Source organism: Bacillus cereus (assembly GCF_007678085.1).
Classification (GTDB): domain Bacteria; phylum Bacillota; class Bacilli; order Bacillales; family Bacillaceae_G; genus Bacillus_A; species Bacillus_A cereus_BE.
Genome location: NZ_VEDW01000003.1, coordinates 99,539 through 120,512 on the forward strand (window position 1 = coordinate 99,539; position 20,974 = coordinate 120,512).

Below are 20,974 nucleotides of genomic sequence, written 5' to 3' on the forward strand. Positions count from 1 at the left end.
AAAGAAAAAGCTTCTTGGGCATTATTTTTTTTGAGGAACTTACGGGAAGAGGTGTTAAAAAGTGAAGAAACCGATAAAAGAACAAAAGATGGTATTGGTCATTCTTTTGAGTAATATATTTATCGCTTTTTTAGGGATTGGATTAATCATTCCGGTTATGCCGTCCTTTATGAATGACATGAGTTTAACAGGAAAGACGATGGGTTATCTCGTTGCAGTGTTTGCAATGGCTCAGCTCATTACGTCACCTATTACAGGCCGGTGGGTTGACCTTTACGGTAGGAAGAAAATGATCATCATTGGATTATTTATTTTTGGTGTTTCAGAACTTCTTTTCGGATTAGGAAAAGATGTGTGGATGCTTTATGTAGCACGGGTGTTAGGCGGAATTAGTGCTGCGTTTATTATGCCTGGTGTTACGGCATATGTTGCGGATATTACCTCTATGCAAGAACGTCCAAAGGCGATGGGATATTTATCTGCCGCAATTAGTACTGGATTTATTATAGGGCCTGGAATTGGCGGATTTATTGCAGAATACGGAATACGTGTGCCGTTTTTCGTTGCAGCAGCAATTGCTTTTATAGCATGTGTAATTTCGATCTTTATTTTGAAAGAGCCGTTAACGAAGGAAGAGCTTGCAGAGATTTCTGCTAATACGAAAGAATCGAGTTTTATTGGTGATTTAAAGAAATCATTACATCCAATGTATGCAATTGCATTTATTATCGTATTTGTACTCGCATTCGGATTATCAGCGTATGAAACTGTGTTTAGTCTGTTTTCTGATCATAAGTTTGGATTTACACCGAAAGATATTGCAGCAATTATTACGATTAGCTCCATCTTTGGGGTAGTTGTGCAAGTATTTATGTTTGGCAAATTGGTCGACATGTTCGGTGAAAAAGTGTTAATTCAAATATGTTTAATTGTAGGTGCAGTATTAGCATTCGTCTCAACTGTAGTCTTTAATTATTGGATTGTACTTCTCGTTACTTGCTTCATTTTCTTAGCATTTGATTTACTTCGTCCAGCTTTAACGACGTTTTTATCAAAAGCAGCCGGAAAAGAGCAAGGATTCGTTGCTGGTATGAACTCGACTTATACGAGTTTAGGAAATATCGCAGGACCAGCGATGGGCGGAATATTATTTGATATGAATATTCATTATCCATATGCATTTTCAGGAGTTGTTTTAATAGTTGGTCTCGCTATTACATTTATGTGGAGAGAGAAACAGTTGGCTGAAAGTTTTGCTAAGTAATAAAACCCCTTATGAAGGTAAGGGGTTTTTGTTTTATCCTGCTATTTGTGGGAGCCGGGCTGCCCGTAAAAGCTTGATTGGTGCGGGTGAATAATTAGTGGGGATGAACAAAACTCCCACTAATTAAGTTTCATTTTATGAAATACGTTGAAAATCTTTACTTATACAGGACTGTTTTAGTTTTTTTGATTTGATTAAATGTTTAATATCAGAGATGTTATCGTATGAAAGCTGAGTGTGATAATAGTTAATGTACTCAAGTAATGCAAAAATATAAATAAATAGAGTGAATGATACTCCGCCTAAAGGTAAGTGGGGAAACCAAATTATAAAATCAATAGTAAACGTAATAAATCCTGCGATAATGAATGCTATATTTATCTTTTTAAGTAGTTTTAAATATCGAATTATCCTAAAAGGTGTAACAGATGTTTTCTCTTTTTTTAGTCGTTTCCACTTTACGTACCAGTAAAGTGTTCCTTGTAATAAGATAAACTCCAAAAGAAGAAATGAGACCCAAAAAGAATATAGGGAATATAAATGTAACGTAGGATAAGCATAATTAAGTAAGTAACTTGTGAAAATAAAAGTAATGACTGAAAATAACTCACCTGTGTATAGATAGGAAAGTCTTTTTTCTAGGGTGCGTTTCATGGTTCGTCTCCTTTTATAATGACTCATATTTTAATACATGGATGGCTGTATCCATAACTTCGCAAAATTTGCCCAGCCGAATGAATCAATTGTTACGTTCTTTAAAGAAGAAGGATACGTTTTTCTTTTTAAAACGTGATAGTTAAATAAAATGATGTGTTCTGCTTGTAAAAATTCTTCAATTTCATACATGAGCTCATAGCGTTTCTCTTTATTTTCTTCTAATAAAAATGTATCAAGTAAACAATTAATTTGTTTTTCATAGTGCGGGTCCATGAACCGACTTACGAAGCAGCTTTTATTTTTAAATACATTTAAGAATGCAAGTTCATGATCGGCAGCAAACACTTCTCCCATGAAAATAATATCGGCATGTTGATCGATAGAACGGTTCATATAATCTGAAACGGGAAAGGGGTGAAGCTCTACTTGTATACCTAAACTTTCACATCGTTCTTTTAGGAAATATGCATCATTTGCACTATCTTTAAATGCGAAGAAGTAAATATGTATCGTTTCTCCATTATAGGTGCTCTTTTTTAAATACTCTTTCGCTTTTTCTAAAGAGTAAGATCTTTTAGAAGCTTGGCGACTTCTTTCAGGGAAAAAGCTTGATGCAGCAATTGTCCGTCTACCCTCTATGCTACGAAGTATCGTTTCAACGTCATATAGTTCTCTCCAAGCTTTTCTAAAGTACATGTCGTGATGAGGACCGGTTTTTGTAAAGTTGAAGCCAGCATAAATACAACCTATTTCTTCTATTTGTATATCATGCCTTTCATTTTCCTCTTCATTTGGTAGTTCATAATCAGCATCTATTTGCACATGATCAGGAATACCCCAAAATTCAATACGGTCTAATAACGCACGTTCTTTAAAATAATGGGTGAACGCTTCAAGTACGATATTATCTTCAGAGTAATGAGCAAGTTTGAAAGGTCCAGTACCTATATAATGATGATCTTGAATACTAGCATCACGCGGCAAAATTGCTAGTTGTATGGAACTTACATAGTGTAAGAAAAATAGATTTGGTTTTGCTAAATGGAATCGAATTTGCAGCGGTGATGGTGTTTCAATTTGAACAATTTCTTCTGTTAACCATTCGAAAGGAGAGTGAACTTGCTTTAATCGTTCAAATGAAAATTGTACATCTTTAGAAGTTAAAATTGTTTCGTTATGAAAATATATATTCTTTCGTAAATAAAAGGTCCACGTAAGCCCGTCTTCACTTAATTCCCACGTATGTGCAATGTGTGGTTCCATTTTTTCAGTAACATCGTTATAAACGACTAACGTGTCAAAAATTTGACTCGTAAGATGGCTCTCTGTAGTTACAGCGACAAAGGCCGGATCTAATGGGAAGATTTTTCTCGATATAGGAATCTTTAATATGTCATACATATCATTTGAAGGTTCGTATCCAAAATGATGATGTAGTTTATTCTCTATCTTTTTTTGAAGTGCAAGAGGGAGCGGTTCTTTTAAAAGAAGAAAAACATCCTTTAATTTTTCTTGCGCTAACAGTTCATCTGTATAGCATTCAATCGCTTCTACGAAATTATGTATAAATAGGATTTCTGTTTTATTCCCGCGGCCACGCCCTGGGGTCCAATGAATTAATTGTTCCTCACTCATTTTCTTTAATAAAATCTTTACGTTTTTTGTACTGCAATATAAAACATCCGCTAATTCTTGTAAGCTATTTCGTATATGTTGTTGATCCTGTGCATGTAGTCTTAGTCGAATGTAATAGTCCATAATTTTCATATATACACTTCCTTCTATCGTAAAAGGGGAAACTCTTTAGAATATTCTAACCTTTTTCTTCCTTTTTTTCAAAGTAAAATAAGTAAGCATAAGGAGGGGGAAACAATGGGTTTTTGGAGTATGCATCGAAATATAAAGATTAGAATTATAACTTCGTTTTTAACACGTACTGTGTCCACGATGATTTTTCCATTTATGGCGATTTATTTTTCAATAAAATTAGGTAGTGCAATTGCTGGTGCGTTACTACTTATTAATGTAATAGCTTCGTTAGTAATTGGTTTATACGGTGGATATGTTGGAGATCGACTTGGTCGTAAAAAAGTAATGATTATCGGTCAGAGTATACAAGTCATTTCCATTGCTTGTATGGGAGTTGCCAATTCAGATTATGTAGATTCATCGTGGCTAACATTTGTGTTTATGCTAGTGAATAGTTTAGGGTCTGGACTTATGAATCCTGCGACAGAGGCAATGTTAATTGATGTGAGTACACCTGAAAATCGAAAAGTGATGTACAGCATTAACTATTGGGCAATTAATTTATCCATTGCGATTGGAGCCATATTTGGCGGATTACTATTTGAGAACTATAGATTGCAATTGTTTATCGGATTAACAGTGATTGCGGTTATTACTTTATACGTGATGGCTGTATATATGGAAGAAGTGTATGTAGCACGGAAAGCGGTGGAGAAGAAAAATGTATTAAAAGATATGGCGGATAGTTATAAAGTTGTAATGAAAGATAGAGCGTTTTTAATTTTTTGTGCAGCAAGTATATGTACATTATCTTTAGAGTTTCAAGTTAATAATTATTTAGGAGTACGTTTGCAGCAGGAATTTGAAACGGTGCACTTTTTCTTTGGGAATGGTGTTACGTTTGATTTAACAGGTATTCGAATGATGAGCTGGATTTCAGCAGAGAATACAATTTTAGTTGTGTTATGTTCGGCGCTTCTTATTAAAATGCTGAAACGCTTTAACGATTTGAAAATCTTATATGTAGGCTTATTCATTTATACAATTGGATTTACAATACTCGGAACGAGCAATAGCTTATGGATCTTATTAATTGCAGGGCTGTTCCAAACTGTGGGAGAGATGATGTATGTGCCAGTACGTCAATCTATAATGGCAGATATGGTGCCAAATGAGGCAAGAGGTTCATACATGGCAATTAACGGAATGGTCTTTCAAGTGGCAAAAATGAACGGGGCATTAGGTGTTATGCTAGGTTCATTTCTTGCATCTTGGGGCATGAGTACTCTGTACTTTATCGTGGGTATGAGCAGTATTTTATTATTTATGAAGGCGATAGGGAAAGAGAAGTATGAGGATGAGAGAAATGTTTCTCAAATTGGATGAAATTATATAAAAGCGAACCAGCTATACTGGGACTCGCTTTTTATATAATTTTTAAAACGGATCAACTTCAGCTAAGTTTGGAGTGGTGCTAGGCTGTAGCAAAAGATTTTTTAACGTTCCTACTTCAGAAAGAGCTACTAATATGTAGCCACTAATTAGTACAATAAGTCCAATAACGCGTAACGTTTGTAAGCTCACTTCACGATTATTCGTTTCTGTAGGATTTGGGGGCGTTGAAGGTGGATTGTTATTCATAATTAAGGCTCCCATCTTTTGTATTTATATATGTGTCAAATCATGATTTAACTTATGGATAGGAATTGTATAGTCATTTTCACTATATGAGAAATTCCTATGAAAAGGTGATTAGAAATTTTGGGACGAGAAAAGAGTGTAAACCAAAAGGTCATTAAAACTGCACTTTTGGATTACACCCTTTTTTATTTATCTCGCTATTTGTGGAGGTCGGATTGCCTGTAAACGACCAGTTGGTGAGGGCTAATAATCACTGGGGGACGAACAAAACCCCACTGATTAAATTCTTTCATATAAATAAAAGGGGATTAATCAAAGTAACTATCCTAATATGCGCAATGATTCTTCAGTAAACGCTGGGATATCCTCCGGTTGTCTACTTGTTACTAGCTGACTTTGGCATACGACAACCTCTTTGTCATGAAAATGTCCACCAGCATTTTTTAAGTCAACCTCAATGGATTTATATCCAGTCACATCGCGTCCTTCAAGTGTTTGTGCAGTGATGAGTAATTGAGGGCCGTGACAAATAGCAAAAACAGGTTTTTGCGTATCCATAAATGCTTTGCTAAAGCGAACAAAACGTTCATCTGCACGAAGTATATCTGGGGAAAATCCGCCTGGTATGAAGAGGGCATCAAAGTCCTCTGGAGAAACATCATCGATACCTTTATCAATTACAACTTCACTTTTTCCTTGTTTACCATGTACTGTTTTACCTTTTTCCATTTCAATAGTTGTTAATTCATATCCTTTTTGTTTAAAAGCATCTGCTGGCTCTGTGTATTCTGTATCCTCGAAATAATCCGTTATTAAAATAGCAATTTTTTTACTCATTCTAATCCGCTCCTTACATTATATTATCGGTTTCAGAATCATTCTTGAGCAATGTCTTTTATAAAGTGAAACTTTAATTCATATTTTTCATTCCCTCCAGTTCCTTTGCCCTGTTACTTTAATACATACCCTTTTTATTAGGACATAAACATGTATTATCATTTTTGTATGTAAAATCATAAAATATCGGTTGTGCCGGTGATTCTTGTTTGAGGAAGAAAAATAAAAAAAGCCAAGGAGAAGATTTATTTTCTCTTTGGCTTTTAAGATAATTTTTTTCGTTAAAACGAAGAAACGCGTTGCTTCGTTTTTGGTACAATAATAAATTTGATCCAGAGTAACCCGACAATCATAATGATAAGGCTATGTAAAAATTGACCTGTAGCAATGAGAATAACAGTTGAAAATACAATGAGCTGAATGCTTAGTAATATAAAGATTAAGTGAAGAAATTGGTTCATTCGTTTTTCAGTATCAATTGGATATAATGCTACGATAATATTTCCCGAAAAATATTTCCACAGGGAGCGAAGCTGCATAGAAATCATATATAGGACGATGTATGCGATAGCGCCTTTTACGTATATATTTGGTATAAAATATAAGGCGAATGCACCAATTACTCCTAAGCGAATATATATACCGAAATAATCATTCCCGCGTAAAAATGCGAGTGTATGTAAATAGAAGAAAGTTGCTTGCTTTTTATGTAATAAAGGTTCAATCCAATTTGTAAGCCATTTTCTTTTATTTACTTGCTTATTCAGTTGCGGAACATCGGTGAAAATGCTAGCAAATTGATAAAAACGAACGTTCATTTTTTCTTCTTGCTCAATTATGTAATCCCACGGTATTCGTTTTGTAGGCTGTTTTTTCGTATATAGAAGCAGGAAAGTAAGTAGTAAGAGTAATCCGCCTAATATGAGAACATTTGCTGAGTAAAACAGCATATAAGTAATTAGTGCGTTACAAGTAATACGAATAATGAACCATATGCTTTGTTCATGACTATCACGCCACATCCAATGTATGTACAAGTTCCAAGCTTTCGTAATCATTAAAACGGTAAAGATTGTACATAAGAAAGGTACCGTTACTTGTAAGGATTGCATGGCAAGTGGAACGAGAATCAGGAACGTAAATAATAATGGAAAAAGCTGAATGATGTAATTATATAGAAGAGATTTTTTGAAATAAGATGTTAATTTCTCTTCTAGTGCTAGTAAATAGACAGCATCAGGTTTCTGAATAAATGTACGGATGGGGCATCTCGTTATAATGAATGTAAGTACAATCGTGATGAGTAGTAAAGATATTCCTTTAGAAGGAGATGCTTTTAGAAACTGAGCATAGTAGTATGCGCCAACGCATGAAATAAAGATAAAGCTATATAGTAAACCGTTAATCATACGTGCAAAGTATGTAATGATATTTTGTATATGTTGTTGGAAGCGACTGCTCCACAGTGATTCGATTGACATGTTTTTCACCTCTTTGTTCTATTATATATGTTTTACAAAAGAAAAAACGAGCAAATTGCGTTATGCAACTTGCTCGTTTTTCTTTTCGTTATTTTTTTTCTGATCACGATTCATTAATGGATAGAAGGCAAAGCCGATTACGAATAAACCAATTCCGAGAAGGAACGTTTTTATATCGGATGCACCCGTTTTAATAACCCATAGTGCGTAGCAAAGTGCGATCACTGCGACTATACCATCTGTAATTCTTGCCCGCATTTCATTTTTATATGTTTCACCAGTTGCGACTAGTTTTAACTGGAAGATTGGTGAAACGAGATATGGAATGAGGTAGGCCAGTGTTGATACGGTAATAACGAATGTATAAGCTTCCGCAATTGTTCCTGATAATGTTGAGAATAAGAACACTTGCGACATAATGTTTGTTAATCGTAATGAGTAAATTGGACTTCCTTTTTTATTTGTTTTCGTGAAGAAGGAAGGGAAGAAACCTTCTTTTGCTGCTTGATATGGTACTTCTGAGCTTAATAAAATCCAGCCTAAGATAGAACCGAATAGGGAAGTAAGAGCAAGTAATGCCATCAGTTTCCCGCCGCCATGACCCATTGCAGCATTTAGTGCGTCTGCTAATGGACGTTCAGAAGCTTGTAATTTATCAACGTGAAGTACACCCATTGTTAAAATTGTAATTCCTAAGTAAATCGCAACTGTAATAAGTAACCCCGCAACTGTTGCACGTTTTACTGTTTTTGGAGAAACAGCACGGTTTGATAAAAGGACTGCTGATTCAATTCCGATAAATGCCCAAAGCGTTGTAAGAGCAGCTAAATTTACTTGTGAAAGAAGGCCGTGTGATACACCGGATTTATCGATCATCGGTGTGTACCATTGTCCAAACTTAGAAGCTTCGAATGCAAATAACGTAACGACGATGAATAAAAGGAATCCAGTTACTTTCGTTGTTGTTGCTAAGAAGTTTAGCTTTCCAGCTCCGCTTACACCGTTTGTTAATATAATGTGAGTTCCCCAAAGTAAGATGGAACAAATCGTAAATGTAATTAGTTTTCCGACTTCTATGTTAAAAGAACCGATTGAAAATAGTAGTCGTGTATCTTTCATAATCGGGAAGAAGAGTGATAAATATCCCGCGAAAGATGTAATGATGGCAACGTTACTTGCCCAGTTTGCAACCCAATATCCCCATACCATACTGAAACCAGCCATTTTTTTCTTTTTTGGTGTTGAGAATAAAGCATATGCATGACTTTGTGGTCCTGTCGTTAAATCAGGACGACGAATTGCTAAATTACCGAAAACAAGAGCTAGCATTAAAACACCAAACCCTGTTGTTAACCAAGCTAAAGTGACACCGAGAGGGCTTGCTGTTTGTGCCAACGTACTTGGCACCATGAAAATCCCAGCGCCAACCATGTTACCGACAACGAAAGCTGTTAGTACCCAAAAGCCCCATTTTTTTTGTTGCATAGAAAATACCTCCAAAGTTAGTATAACCAAGTCAAGCGAGGAGATATGTATGTCTTCTTAGTAGAGAAGAGAAGTCCCAAACAAAACAAAAAAAGCACGTAATTTGCCGCTACATGCTTTCTATCTTATAAGAAACCCACGACATACCTCTCGATAGCTCTCCACAAACGAAACGTTTGTGACAGTTCTGCACTTATTAAATGCAGACCCAGCAAGTGTGCATGGTGGACACGACTTACTTCGGCAATCATTCCTTTCTCATTTCTTCATCAATGCCACTACATCTCCTGAAATGATACTCTTAATGACTGCAACCTCTACCTCACCGAGATACGAATGAGGATTTAAATATTAAATTAACGTCTTTAAGAGTAACAAATGAATTTTTATACGTCAATGGATATATTAATAATCAGATTATAGAGAAGAGTTTGTTATTAAAAGGGAGAGGGATTATTATGTAATATTGAATTTTCATAATATAATAAATGTTATTTACGCTAGAAGATTGAGAAGGGGATGAAGTATATGTCTGTATGTAATGAAAATTCCGTAATAGGTGTACTAGATTCAGGGGTTGGGGGATTAACAGTTGCGAGTGAGATTATTCGTCAATTGCCTAAAGAGAGCATTTATTATATTGGTGATAATGAGCGTTGTCCGTATGGGCCAAGAAGTGTAGAAGAGGTACAATCTTTCATATTTGAAATGGTTGAGTTCCTCAAACAGTTTCCATTAAAAGCTCTAGTGGTAGCATGTAATACTGGTGCAGCTGCTGCATTGACTGATTTGCAAGAAGCACTTTCTATTCCAGTTATTGGCGTTATACATCCGGGAGCAAGAGCTGCAATTAAAGTGACGAAGAAAGGCAAAATCGGGGTAATTGGAACTGTAGGTACGATAAAATCTAATATGTACGAAAAAGCATTACACGAGCTTGATACATATTTGGAAGTGCATAGTCATGCGTGCCCGACTTTAGCTACAGTTGTAGAAAATCAATTAGAAGATATAGCATATGTAACGCAGCAAGTGAAACAAGCTTTACTGCCATTAACGAAAGAAGATATAGATACGCTAATTCTTGGGTGTACGCATTATCCACTTTTAGAGTCCTATATAAAAAAGGAATTAGGAGAAGATGTAACGATTATTAGCTCGGCAGAAGAAACAGCGATAGAGTTAAGCACAATTTTACAGCACAAAGGAATTCTGTCTGACAAACTTAATCCAAAACATCGATTTTTTACAACAGGCTCTGTTGCATCATTTGAACATATTGCTGAGCGATGGCTAGGGTATCAAATTTCTGTAGAATGTGTACATTTGCCCATGAAAAATGCGAGTATGTATAATTAGGTCTTATTAAATTACTTTTTTAATAAACCAGGTTTGTTTCATAAGAAGGAAAGAATAAGCTTTTCATTGAAATGATTAAGGTCATTTTAATGAAAGGAGAGGTTTGATTGTGGAATTATCAAGATCTCAATTATTTGCTTTACAGTATATTTCAAAATATGCAGAGAACGAAAAATGTGAGGCGAAAGCAACAATTAATCATATATTGAAAATGTCTAATATTACAGATGAAATGTTTGAAGAAGCTGTCGTTCATTTAAAATCAAATGCGAGGATTGCTTTACACTTTCATCCAGATAGATTAGATTCGAATATGAAAAATATTGCTGAAGCACTGTTTGAGCAAGGAATATATAAAAGTCAGTTTGAAACATTGCTATCTAATGGAAGTGTGTCTGCTTATCCGGGTGGTGAACGTGACCTTTGGGAACAGAGAATATTTGGAGGCGCATATCAATTGGAAGGCGTAACGAATAATGAACGGCCCAAATATGGGGCGCTAAATTTAATGTTACATCCAGATGGGCCTGCCCCGCGCTTTGGATCATGTTATTTTCTCTTATCTCCAAAAGTTTCTTATCGCTCTACATATACGTATTTAGATTCGCATCAAGATCCAAAAGAAAAGGGTACTTATGAAGAGTTTGATATGATTTTAGCTGCTCTTTTGGAAGAGATATTTGTAAGAGATTTTGCAATTGGTGAAGGGAATTTGACTCCAACAAGATTCATTCATCATTTACTGGCTAATCAGGAAAGGTCGTTTATAGATTTAGTAAACAAAGAGTCAGCTCGTAATCTTAATCATTATATTGAAGCACAGATTCATGGAGATATTTCTCTTAAAGAAGATGTGGAAGTGCTTGTTGTAGATCCTTCATTTAAGGGGACGAATGTAGGTAGAACTTTAGAAGAAATTTGTCTGAAGTATTCTATTGATTTGTATTGGCACAAGGGTTTTGTACTGATGGTAGATGAAGTTCCAATGGATTTCAGAGGTTCAAAAATGCCATCTTTGGCAAGACGCATTGCACGAAATAATTGTATTGATGCACATATAATTGGTTCTGCTGTAGTGGATTTGAAAAGGAATCCACTATCTTGGAGTGATCGCGGAACATATGAAGAGGTGCTTCAGGAATTAAAATTATTATGGCATGTTTTAGTTCGATTTGGAAAACCAAATCGGAATGTGAAATAAACATGCTATTATTTTTGGAAGCATGTATAGAAAAAAGAAGCTGATCTAAAACTAGATCAGCTTCTTCTACATATAAGATTAAACTAAGTTTAATACAGTTACTTTTTCACGTGTCATAGACTCAAGGCTCTTACGAATACCTTGTGCGCCCATACCTGAACCTTTTACACCGATGAATGGGAAGTGGTCAGGGCCGCGCTCTGTGCGTCCGTTAATTTGAACAGAACCAGTTTCGATTTTGTTAGCAATTGCAAATGCTTTGTTAATGTCTTTTGTGAAGACACTTGCTTGTAAGCCGAACTCTGATTTGTTAGCAATTTCAATTGCTTGCTCATCTGAAGAAACACGGATGATTGGAAGGATTGGGCCAAATGGCTCTTCCCAAGCAACTTTCATTTCTTCTGTTACGTGGTCGATTAATGTTGGGTAAATTAAGTTACGCTCACGTTTGTTACCGATAACGATTGTTGCACCTTTTTCAACAGCGTCGTCAACTAAACCTTGAACGAAGTCAGCAGACTTGTCGTCGATTAATGGAACGATTGTGCTGTCTTGTTCTGGAGATCCAACTGATAGTTCAGCTACTTGCGCTTTTAATAAGCTAACAAGCTCGTCTGCTACGTTTTCGTGTACAAGTACACGTTTAATAGCTGTACAACGTTGACCAGAGTAAGAGAATGCACCGCTTACGATATGGTTTGCAGCATCTTGTAAGTCAGCATCTTCACGAACGATACCAGGATCTTTACCACCAAGTTCTAATACAAGTGGAATCATTGCAGCTTTTTTCGCTAAATGTTTACCTGTGTTTGTACCACCTGTGAACGATACCATATTGATGCCTTCGTGTTCTACTAAGTAGTCACCAATTACAGAACCGCGTCCTGTCGCTACGTTTACAAGTCCTTTTGGAAGGCCAGCTTTATGAAGTGCTTCAACCATTTTAATACCACTAATTGCACCTTGAGTTGCTGGTTTGAAAATAACAGCGTTACCCATAATTAATGCTGGTGCAAGTTTTGCAGCAGATAAGTTTACTGGGTAGTTAAACGGTGCGATTGCTAATACAACACCAAGTGGTGCGCGTTGGATGATCGCAAGTTTAGATTTCGTTCCGCCAGGGAAGCTATCGCCCATCATGCTTTCTCCGTGCATATGAAGAGCTTCTTCAATTGTGTAACGAATGAAATCAGCTGTACGAACAACTTCTTTCTTCGCATCTTTATAACCTTTACCGACTTCTTTCATAATGATATCGGCAATTTCATCTTGCATATTTACGAGCTCATCAGCCCATTTATATAAATATTTTGCGCGATCTTGTAGAGAAGCTTCTGCCCATGATTTTTGAGCTTCTTTTGCAGATGCAATTGCTTCATCTACTTCTCCGCGAGTAATTGCTTGTACTTGTCCAATTACTTCGTGTAAGTATGGAGATGGAATTTCGATTGTTTCTCCTGAAGAGCTTTCTCTCCATTCTCCGTCTAAATAAAATTTGTACGTATTGCTAGTTGTCATGATTAGTCCTCCTAAAATAGCAACTTGTAAGAGTGAGTATAAGGTGATTGTAGGGTGTTTGATAACATTTTTCAAATGAAATGTTTGTGAAAACGATTTCTTATTCTTTTTTTATTTTGTATGCCCTTTCTTACAGAAGATTCTCTTATTTCAAGATGGTGTAGCGTATGTTTTTATTCGATGTGTAAAAAAATAATTGACAGAATACTCAATAAAGTTGTAAGATTATAAATGGAAAATAAATGAAGGGGGTGTGCGTAATGATTGTAATCGTAAATGTAATGGGCTTAGCTCTGTTAAATGGCAGACAACATTCATATCATTACGCAACCCGTGCGGATATATAGGGCATCTTTGTCTTATAAAAAGCGTACGTTGCGTATATCGTAACGTACGCTTTTATGCATTTTTGTGCATATCGTCAAGCGGCGGTATGCTTTTTTTTGTTTATTTTCCCTTATATAGTTTCGATAAAAAACTTTGGAAGGTGGAAAAATGTGATGAGATTGTATGGGTTACGAAATGTAAATGTGATGGGTCTGGATAGCGGGTAAAGAAATGGGAGTGAAACGAGAACGAGAAGGGAGAGGTTACATTGTTATCAGTATTACTAAAGTTAAAATGGTTTTTTAAAGAGCATTGGAAGAGATATAGTATCGCCATTGGAGCTCTTTTAATTGTAAATATAGTTGAAGTCATTCCCCCGAAAGTGTTAGGGGTTACGATTGATAACATAAAAACAGGAACGTTATCGAATGAAGCTATTATGCAATCTATTCTTATTTTAATAGGGGTTACGATCGTTGGATATGGGCTTACTTTCGTTTGGCAACATCAGTTGTTTGGAGGAGCATTTGTACTGGAGAAGACGATGCGCTCTAAATTTATGGGGCATTTACTTAAAATGACACCGACGTTTTATCAAAAAAATCGTACTGGTGATTTAATGGCGAGAGCGACAAATGATTTAAAAGCAATCGCTATGACAGCTGGTTTTGGTATATTAACGCTCGTGGATTCGAGTTTATATATGCTTACGATTGTCTTTATGATGGGATTTACAATTAGTTGGGAGCTTACATTTGCGGCACTTATACCGCTTCCGATTATGGCGTATGCGATGAATATATATGGAAAGAAATTGCATGAGAGATTTACAGTTGCGCAAGATGCGTTCGGAGATATGAATGATAAAGTACTTGAATCAATCGCTGGCGTGCGCGTTATTCGTGCATACGTACAAGAGAACGCAGATCAGGAAAGATTTCATCATTTAGGAGATGACGTCTACGAAAAAAATATGAAAGTAGCTAGAATTGATGCATTATTCCAGCCGACTGTGAAAATGCTCGTTGGCCTTAGTTATTTAATTGGTTTAGTGTATGGCGCGTATCTTGTATTTCAATCAAAGGTGACACTTGGTGAACTCGTTTCGTTTAACGTGTATTTAGGGATGATGATTTGGCCAATGTTTGCAATTGGCGAACTAATCAATGTTATGCAAAGAGGAAATGCGTCACTCGACCGTGTGAATGAAACGTTAGCGTATGAACCAGATGTAAAGGATCCGAAAAATCCAAAGCTTGTACAAGAGCCGGATTATATTCAGTTTGATGATGTTACCTTTTCATATCCTTCATCAACTGAAACAAATTTAAAGAAGGTTTCATTTACATTAAAACAAGGTGAAACGCTTGGGGTTGTTGGGAAAACAGGAAGCGGAAAAACGACGCTTGTACGTCAGCTTCTTCGTCAATATCCACTTGGAGATGGGGACATTGCAGTCTCTGATGTGACGTTAGATAAAATAACGAATGAAAATGTACTCGGGTGGATTGGGTATGTACCTCAGGAACATATTTTGTTTTCAAAAACAGCGAGGGAAAATATTTTATTCGGGAACCGAGAAGCGACGGAAGAAGAACTTGAGAAAGCGATTGAAATTGCGGCGTTTACAAAGGATTTAGAGTTCTTGCCAGAAGGGTTAGAAACACTCGTTGGAGAGAAAGGTGTTTCTTTATCAGGAGGGCAAAAACAAAGGATTTCGATTGCGCGAGCTGTTATTCAAAATCCAGAAATTTTAATTTTGGACGATTCTTTATCAGCTGTTGATGCTCGTACGGAAGCAGCGATTATTGAAAATATAAGAACAGAAAGAAGCGGAAAGACGACAATTATTACGACGCATCGTTTATCAGCCGTACAACATGCGGATTGGATTCTCGTTATGGATGAAGGTGAAGTAATGGAAGAGGGTACGCATGATCAGCTTATTAAGCGCGGAGGCTGGTATGCTGAGCAGTTCGAAAGACAACAAGGAGAAAGTGAAAGTGCGGATAGTGGGGTGAAAATATGAGCGTTTCAAAACGATTGTTTCAATACGCGATGAAAGTGAAGGGGACAATTTTTGCGGCGATGCTAATGTTATTTATTTTCGTTATCGCGGAGCTTGCCGGTCCTTTCGTCGCAAAAACGATGATTGACGATCACATCGTTGGGATAGAGAAACCTTGGTATGAAACAGAAAAGAGTGAAGAGGCTGTTTCGTATAATGGCACCTTTTATAAGCGAAGTGATCGCTTCCAGGAAGGTGAGAAAAAAGGAAAAGAAGTACGCGTAATGCAAGTCGGTTTTCAATATTACTTTGTGCCGAATAAAGTGAATGTTGAAGGATCACGTACTGTAAAAGGTGATATGATTACCGTTCAAAATGGTAAGGCGGTGCAAGTGTATAAAGCGAAAGCATTAACGAAAGAAGAAGTGTTTGCTTTTTATAAACCAGAAATAAGCCCTCTATTATTACTTGGTGGTGGTTATTTCGCTTTATTAGTAGTCGTTTCATTATTTGCATACGGAAAGCAATTTTTCTTACAGAAGGCAGCGAACAAAATTATTCAAATTATGAGGGAAGATGTCTTTTCTCATATTCAAACGTTGCCGATTCGATATTTCGATCATTTACCAGCAGGGAAAATTGTATCGCGTGTCACGAATGATACGGAAGCCATTCGGGATTTATATGTAACGGTGCTTGCGACATTCGTCTCTAGTATCATTTATATTATTGGGATATTTGCGGCGCTATTTTTACTCGATGTAAAATTGGCGACGTTATGTTTACTTATTATCCCGATTTTAATCGTTTGGGCGATTCTTTATAGAAAGTATGCGTCTGTATACAATCATAAAATGCGTTCCCGTTTATCTGATATTAATGGAACAGTGAATGAATCCATTCAAGGGATGCCAATTATTCAAGCGTTCCGTCAAGAGCGTGAAACGAAAAAAGAGTTTGAAGAATTAAATGGCGATTATTTTAAATATCAAAATAAAATTTTGAATTTAAATGCAGCAACTTCTCATAATCTAGTGTCTGTATTAAGAAATATCGCTTTCACAGGTGTGATTTGGTATTTCGGTGGTGCTTCATTAAGTGCTTCAGGCGTCATTTCACTAGGGATACTGTATGCGTTCGTTGATTATTTAACACGATTGTTCTCTCCGATTACAAACATGGTAAATCAGCTTGCTAATTTAGAACAATCGCGTGTTGCATCAGAGCGTGTTTTTGAATTGTTAGAGGAAAAAGGGGAAGCGGTAGAAGAGGAACGTATGCCTCGCTTACAAGGAAATGTGAAGTTTGATAATGTGTCGTTTTCTTATAATGGAAAAGATGAAGTGTTAAAAAATATTTCTTTTGAAGCGAAGCAAGGCGAGACAGTAGCGCTTGTCGGTCATACAGGATCAGGAAAAAGTTCCATTATGAATGTACTCTTCCAGTTTTATGAGTTTGAAAAAGGGAAGCTTACGATTGATGGTCAAGATGTAAAAGAGATGCCGAAACAAGCAACTCGTGAACATATGGGAATCGTACTGCAAGATCCGTTTTTATTTAGCGGGACAGTAGCATCTAATGTTAGCTTAGAGAATGAAAAAATTTCAAAAGAGCGCATCATAAAAGCATTGCGTGATGTTGGTGCTGAAAGGTTTGCGAATAATATAAATGAAGAAATTACGGAGAAAGGAAGTACACTTTCAACCGGAGAACGTCAGCTTATATCGTTTGCTAGGGCACTTGCTTTTGATCCGGCTATTTTAATTTTAGATGAAGCAACGTCTAGTATTGATACGGAGACGGAAGCGATGATCCAACAAGCATTAGAAGTTGTGAAAAAAGGAAGAACGACATTTATTATTGCTCACCGTCTTTCAACAATTAAAAGCGCAGATCAAATTATTGTGCTCGATAGAGGGACGATTTTAGAAAAAGGCTCTCATGATGAGCTAATGAAAAAGCGCGGGCGTTATTATGATATGTACAAAACGCAAATGGAAGGTAATCAGAGCGCGTAATAGGTATGGAGGAGAACTTGTGATTTTCACAAGTTCTTTTTTAGCGAATCAAGCCAGTTAAATAAGAAGTATTGTTTTACCTTTTTCTCCATAAATGCTATATTAAAAAATGTTACTTATTTTTTGTATGTAGCGTTATTTTCCCCTTTTGTTTGATTATGAAGAAAAAGGATAAACTAAATAAGAACATTTTCATTGAAAAATTGTTCAAGATTGCATACAATCAATATAGTTTTTAAATTCCTATCAGAATACTTGGAGGATTACCATCATGAAAAAATTATTTTCAGTACTTGCAGTAACTACATTAGCGATTGGGATTGTAGCGGGCTGCGGTAAAGAAGAGAAAAAAGATACAGCTAGTCAAGATGCGTTACAAAAGATAAAACAAAGTGGTGAACTTGTAATTGGAACAGAAGGTACATATCCACCGTTCACATTCCACGATTCAAGCAATAAATTAACTGGATTTGATGTTGAATTAGCAGAAGAAGTTGCAAAACGTTTAGGTGTAAAACCTGTATTTAAAGAAACACAATGGGATAGCTTACTTGCTGGTCTAGATGCAAAACGTTTCGACATGGTTGCAAACGAAGTTGGTATTCGTGAAGATCGTCAAAAGAAATATGACTTCTCTAGCCCATACGTTTCATCTTCAGCGGTATTAGTTATTGCAAAAGATAAAGATAAACCTGCTACATTTGCTGATGTAAAAGGACTAAAAGCAGCACAATCTTTAACAAGTAACTATGCAGATATTGCTAAGAAAAATGGCGCGGAAATTACGAATGTAGAAGGCTTTAGTCAAGCAGCAGAATTATTAAACACTGGCCGCGTGGATTTCACAATTAATGATAAATTATCAGTGTTAAACTACTTAGAAACGAAAAAAGATGCAAAAATTAAAATTGTAGATACAGAAAAAGAAGCGTCACAAAGTGGATTCTTATTCCGTAAAGGTAGCGACAAGTTAGTACAAGAAGTAAATAAAGCGTTAGAAGATATGAAAAAAGACGGTACGTACGATAAAATAGCGAAAAAATGGTTTGGTGAAAATGTATCTAAGTAGTGCGTTGGTCTCAGATCGATTGTCTACTTGGATAGATATTATGCAGTCTTCCTTCATGCCTATGCTGAAGGAAGCTGTGTTTACGACAATTCCATTAACGCTTATTACATTTATTATCGGGATTATACTTGCGACGTTAACGGCGCTTGCACGTATTTCAGGTAGTCGTATTTTACAATGGATTGCTCGTATCTATGTATCTATCATTCGCGGAACGCCACTTCTTGTACAGTTATTTATTATTTTCTATGGTCTTCCAACTCTTAATATTGAGGTTGAGCCATATACAGCAGCAGTTATTGGATTCTCATTAAATGTCGGTGCATATGCATCTGAAATTATTCGTGCTTCTATCCTTTCCATTCCGAAAGGGCAGTGGGAAGCAGCTTACACAATTGGGATGACATATCCGCAAGCGCTAAAACGTGTTATTTTACCGCAAGCGACGCGCGTATCTATCCCGCCGCTTTCGAATACATTTATTAGTTTAGTGAAGGATACTTCATTAGCATCGTTAATTTTAGTAACAGAAATGTTCCGAAAAGCGCAGGAAATTGCGGCAATGAACTACGAGTTTTTAATTGTTTATTTCGAAGCCGGTCTTATTTATTGGGTAATTTGCTTCTTATTATCTATCGTGCAACAAATATTAGAAAAACGTTCAGAACGTTACACTCTAAAATAACCCTTTCATAAAAGGAGTTTTTGTTTTTATGATTTCAATTCAACATTTACAAAAAAGTTTCGGAGATAATACCGTACTAAAGCATATAGATTTATCAGTTGAGAAGGGAGAAGTTGTTGTTATTATCGGACCATCTGGATCTGGTAAAACGACATTTTTACGTTGTCTCAACGTGCTAGAAACGCCGAACGCTGGTAGTATTCGTATCGGTAATAAAGAGCTCGACTTCTCTCAAAAAGTATCGAAGAAAGATATTGTCAATCTTCGTACGCAAACAGGTATGGTATTCCAGCACCATAACTTATTCCCGCATTTAACAGCACTTCAAAATGTCATGGAAGGGCTCGTTACAGTGAAAAAGATGGGGAAAGAAGATGCGAAGAAGAAAGCAAACTATTTCCTTGAAAAAGTTGGTCTTGCGGATAAAGTAGACTTATATCCGTTCCAATTATCAGGCGGACAACAACAGCGCGTTGGGATTGCTCGCGCGCTTGCGATGGAGCCGGAAGTGTTACTATTTGATGAACCGACGTCAGCACTTGATCCTGAACTCGTTCAAGAAGTTCTGAAAGTAATGAAAGAACTTGCGAAAGAAGGCATGACGATGGTGATTGTAACGCACGAAATGCGCTTTGCACATCAAATTGCGAACCGCGTTATTTTCATGGATGGCGGTGTCGTTGTCGAACAAGGTACACCAGAAGATGTGTTTACAAATCCAAAAGAAGAACGCACGAAAAAGTTTTTACAAATGTTGCAGTAAATAAGGAAGGTCTCAAGGCATATGCCTTGAGACCTTTTTGCCATATATATTTATTTTTGGAATCCGCCAAGGCTTTGCTCAGCCATTGCAACTAGACGTTTTGTAATTTCTCCACCAACAGAACCGTTAGCGCGAGCCGTAGAATCTGCTCCTAATTGTACACCAAATTCTTGAGCGATTTCGTACTTCATTTGATCGATTGCAGCTGTTGCTCCTGGTACTACTAATTGATTTGAAGAATTTTGGTTTGCCATAGGAATATATCCTCCTTAGAGTTATAAAAATTTTTTTTTGGTTGGACTAGCTGGATTTGAACCAGATTATCGCCCCGTTTGGCGCTAATCCATCGGTAATTAAGTTTGTACTCATAGTATGGATGTTACCTAGAAAGATATACGAAATAATAATTTGTAAATTTTGTAAAAAAATATTAGTGATTTCGTAAAGTATGAAATAAGAGTAATCGTTGTATTTTTTAGAAAGAAGGCTAAACTAAGAGCGATATGAAACATGTTTTTTTGTTTGTATCCCGCTATTTGGGGGCAAATCATTAACTTTATAGTTCTATTTTGAATAGGAGCGGAACAAAATGCTCCTATTCACGGCTAGATGCTCTCTTCAATCAGCTTGTAAATGATAACGTATGGAGGAATCGTGATGGGAATTTGCCCGCTTTGCAATGCATTAGAATCACAAACATATTCTTGTCAAAATTGCCAAAGTATACTCCAAGATTATGGGAAGGCTGTAGATTACATAGACGATTATAGTGCGTATATGGACCAAGAATTATTAAATGCAGTAGATGGTTTAACACATAATAGTTCAAATGAATACTGCAAACATATTTTTTATTGCGGAGTATGTAATGTGGAAACAGAGGTTGTAGTAAAACTTGTGTAAATAGAAAAC

Annotated in this window: 18 protein-coding genes and 1 riboswitch; of the genes, 10 read left to right on the top strand and 8 right to left on the bottom strand. The window is 36.3% G+C overall.

Annotated features, from left to right (window positions below; genetic code table 11):
- The first annotated feature begins 61 nt into the window (after positions 1-61).
- Entirely contained in the window at positions 62-1,264 is a 1,203-nt protein-coding gene (locus tag FS742_RS14215) for an MFS transporter (protein ID WP_144613090.1), read from the top strand.
- A 135-nt stretch (positions 1,265-1,399) separates the two neighbouring features.
- Here FS742_RS14215 and FS742_RS14220 read toward each other — a convergent pair whose 3' ends face one another.
- Positions 1,400-1,918, bottom strand: a complete 519-nt coding sequence (locus tag FS742_RS14220; RefSeq protein ID WP_144613092.1) for a general stress protein — start codon at positions 1,916-1,918, stop codon at positions 1,400-1,402.
- Positions 1,919-1,948: 30 nt separating this feature from the next.
- Positions 1,949-3,688: an SgrR family transcriptional regulator gene (locus tag FS742_RS14225; protein WP_144613094.1), complete on the bottom strand. Its 1,740-nt coding sequence runs from the start codon at positions 3,686-3,688 to the stop codon at positions 1,949-1,951.
- Positions 3,689-3,793: 105 nt separating this feature from the next.
- On the opposite strand from FS742_RS14225, the gene FS742_RS14230 reads away from it, so the two are divergent.
- The gene (locus FS742_RS14230) at positions 3,794-5,056 is read left to right on the top strand and encodes an MDR family MFS transporter (protein WP_144613096.1); all 1,263 of its coding nucleotides are present in this window, start codon (positions 3,794-3,796) and stop codon (positions 5,054-5,056) included.
- A gap of 51 nt (positions 5,057-5,107) precedes the next feature.
- On the opposite strand, the gene FS742_RS14235 is transcribed toward FS742_RS14230, so the two are convergent.
- The 4 genes from FS742_RS14235 to FS742_RS14250 all read right to left on the bottom strand — a co-directional run bounded on the left by FS742_RS14235 (position 5,108) and on the right by FS742_RS14250 (position 9,114).
- The gene (locus FS742_RS14235) at positions 5,108-5,311 is read right to left on the bottom strand and encodes a hypothetical protein (RefSeq protein ID WP_016089175.1); all 204 of its coding nucleotides are present in this window, start codon (positions 5,309-5,311) and stop codon (positions 5,108-5,110) included.
- A gap of 321 nt (positions 5,312-5,632) precedes the next feature.
- Positions 5,633-6,148, bottom strand: a complete 516-nt coding sequence (locus FS742_RS14240; RefSeq protein WP_144613098.1) for a type 1 glutamine amidotransferase domain-containing protein — start codon at positions 6,146-6,148, stop codon at positions 5,633-5,635.
- Positions 6,149-6,429: 281 nt separating this feature from the next.
- A complete protein-coding gene (locus tag FS742_RS14245; protein ID WP_144613100.1) occupies positions 6,430-7,629 on the bottom strand; it encodes an ABC transporter permease in 1,200 nt (399 codons plus the stop codon).
- Between the two features lie 60 nt (positions 7,630-7,689).
- Entirely contained in the window at positions 7,690-9,114 is a 1,425-nt protein-coding gene (locus FS742_RS14250; protein WP_016082719.1) for an amino acid permease, read from the bottom strand.
- Positions 9,115-9,260: 146 nt separating this feature from the next.
- Positions 9,261-9,442, bottom strand: a riboswitch (Lysine riboswitch).
- 200 nt (positions 9,443-9,642) lie between these two features.
- Here FS742_RS14250 and racE point away from each other — a divergent pair.
- On the top strand, positions 9,643-10,473 hold the full coding sequence (racE, locus tag FS742_RS14255; protein WP_000109695.1) for a glutamate racemase: 831 nt from the start codon (positions 9,643-9,645) through the stop codon (positions 10,471-10,473).
- Between the two features lie 109 nt (positions 10,474-10,582).
- Positions 10,583-11,674 (top strand): DUF3626 domain-containing protein, encoded by a 1,092-nt coding sequence (locus FS742_RS14260; protein ID WP_144613102.1) that lies wholly within the window; start codon positions 10,583-10,585, stop codon positions 11,672-11,674.
- Between the two features lie 78 nt (positions 11,675-11,752).
- Here FS742_RS14260 and gapN read toward each other — a convergent pair whose 3' ends face one another.
- The gene (gene gapN / locus FS742_RS14265) at positions 11,753-13,192 is read right to left on the bottom strand and encodes an NADP-dependent glyceraldehyde-3-phosphate dehydrogenase (RefSeq protein WP_087985762.1); all 1,440 of its coding nucleotides are present in this window, start codon (positions 13,190-13,192) and stop codon (positions 11,753-11,755) included.
- 595 nt (positions 13,193-13,787) lie between these two features.
- Here gapN and FS742_RS14275 point away from each other — a divergent pair.
- From FS742_RS14275 to FS742_RS14300, 5 genes are all read left to right on the top strand, one after another.
- Entirely contained in the window at positions 13,788-15,548 is a 1,761-nt protein-coding gene (locus FS742_RS14275; RefSeq protein ID WP_144613104.1) for an ABC transporter ATP-binding protein, read from the top strand.
- Entirely contained in the window at positions 15,545-17,545 is a 2,001-nt protein-coding gene (locus tag FS742_RS14280; protein ID WP_144613106.1) for an ABC transporter ATP-binding protein, read from the top strand. Before FS742_RS14275 ends, FS742_RS14280 begins: the two co-directional genes overlap by 4 nt.
- A gap of 271 nt (positions 17,546-17,816) precedes the next feature.
- Positions 17,817-18,614, top strand: coding sequence for an amino acid ABC transporter substrate-binding protein (locus FS742_RS14290; protein WP_000732850.1), 798 nt, complete (start codon positions 17,817-17,819; stop codon positions 18,612-18,614).
- The gene (locus FS742_RS14295) at positions 18,601-19,299 is read left to right on the top strand and encodes an amino acid ABC transporter permease (RefSeq protein ID WP_033655982.1); all 699 of its coding nucleotides are present in this window, start codon (positions 18,601-18,603) and stop codon (positions 19,297-19,299) included. Before FS742_RS14290 ends, FS742_RS14295 begins: the two co-directional genes overlap by 14 nt.
- Before the next feature lie 28 nt (positions 19,300-19,327).
- Positions 19,328-20,062, top strand: a complete 735-nt coding sequence (locus FS742_RS14300) for an amino acid ABC transporter ATP-binding protein (protein WP_144613107.1) — start codon at positions 19,328-19,330, stop codon at positions 20,060-20,062.
- Between the two features lie 50 nt (positions 20,063-20,112).
- Here FS742_RS14300 and sasP read toward each other — a convergent pair whose 3' ends face one another.
- Complete coding sequence (gene sasP, locus FS742_RS14305) at positions 20,113-20,316, bottom strand: small acid-soluble spore protein, SasP family (RefSeq protein ID WP_000013339.1); 204 nt, start codon at positions 20,314-20,316, stop codon at positions 20,113-20,115.
- A 403-nt stretch (positions 20,317-20,719) separates the two neighbouring features.
- Here sasP and FS742_RS14310 point away from each other — a divergent pair, with 403 nt between their 5' ends.
- Entirely contained in the window at positions 20,720-20,965 is a 246-nt protein-coding gene (locus FS742_RS14310) for a hypothetical protein (protein ID WP_144613109.1), read from the top strand.
- The last annotated feature ends 9 nt before the right edge of the window (positions 20,966-20,974 follow it).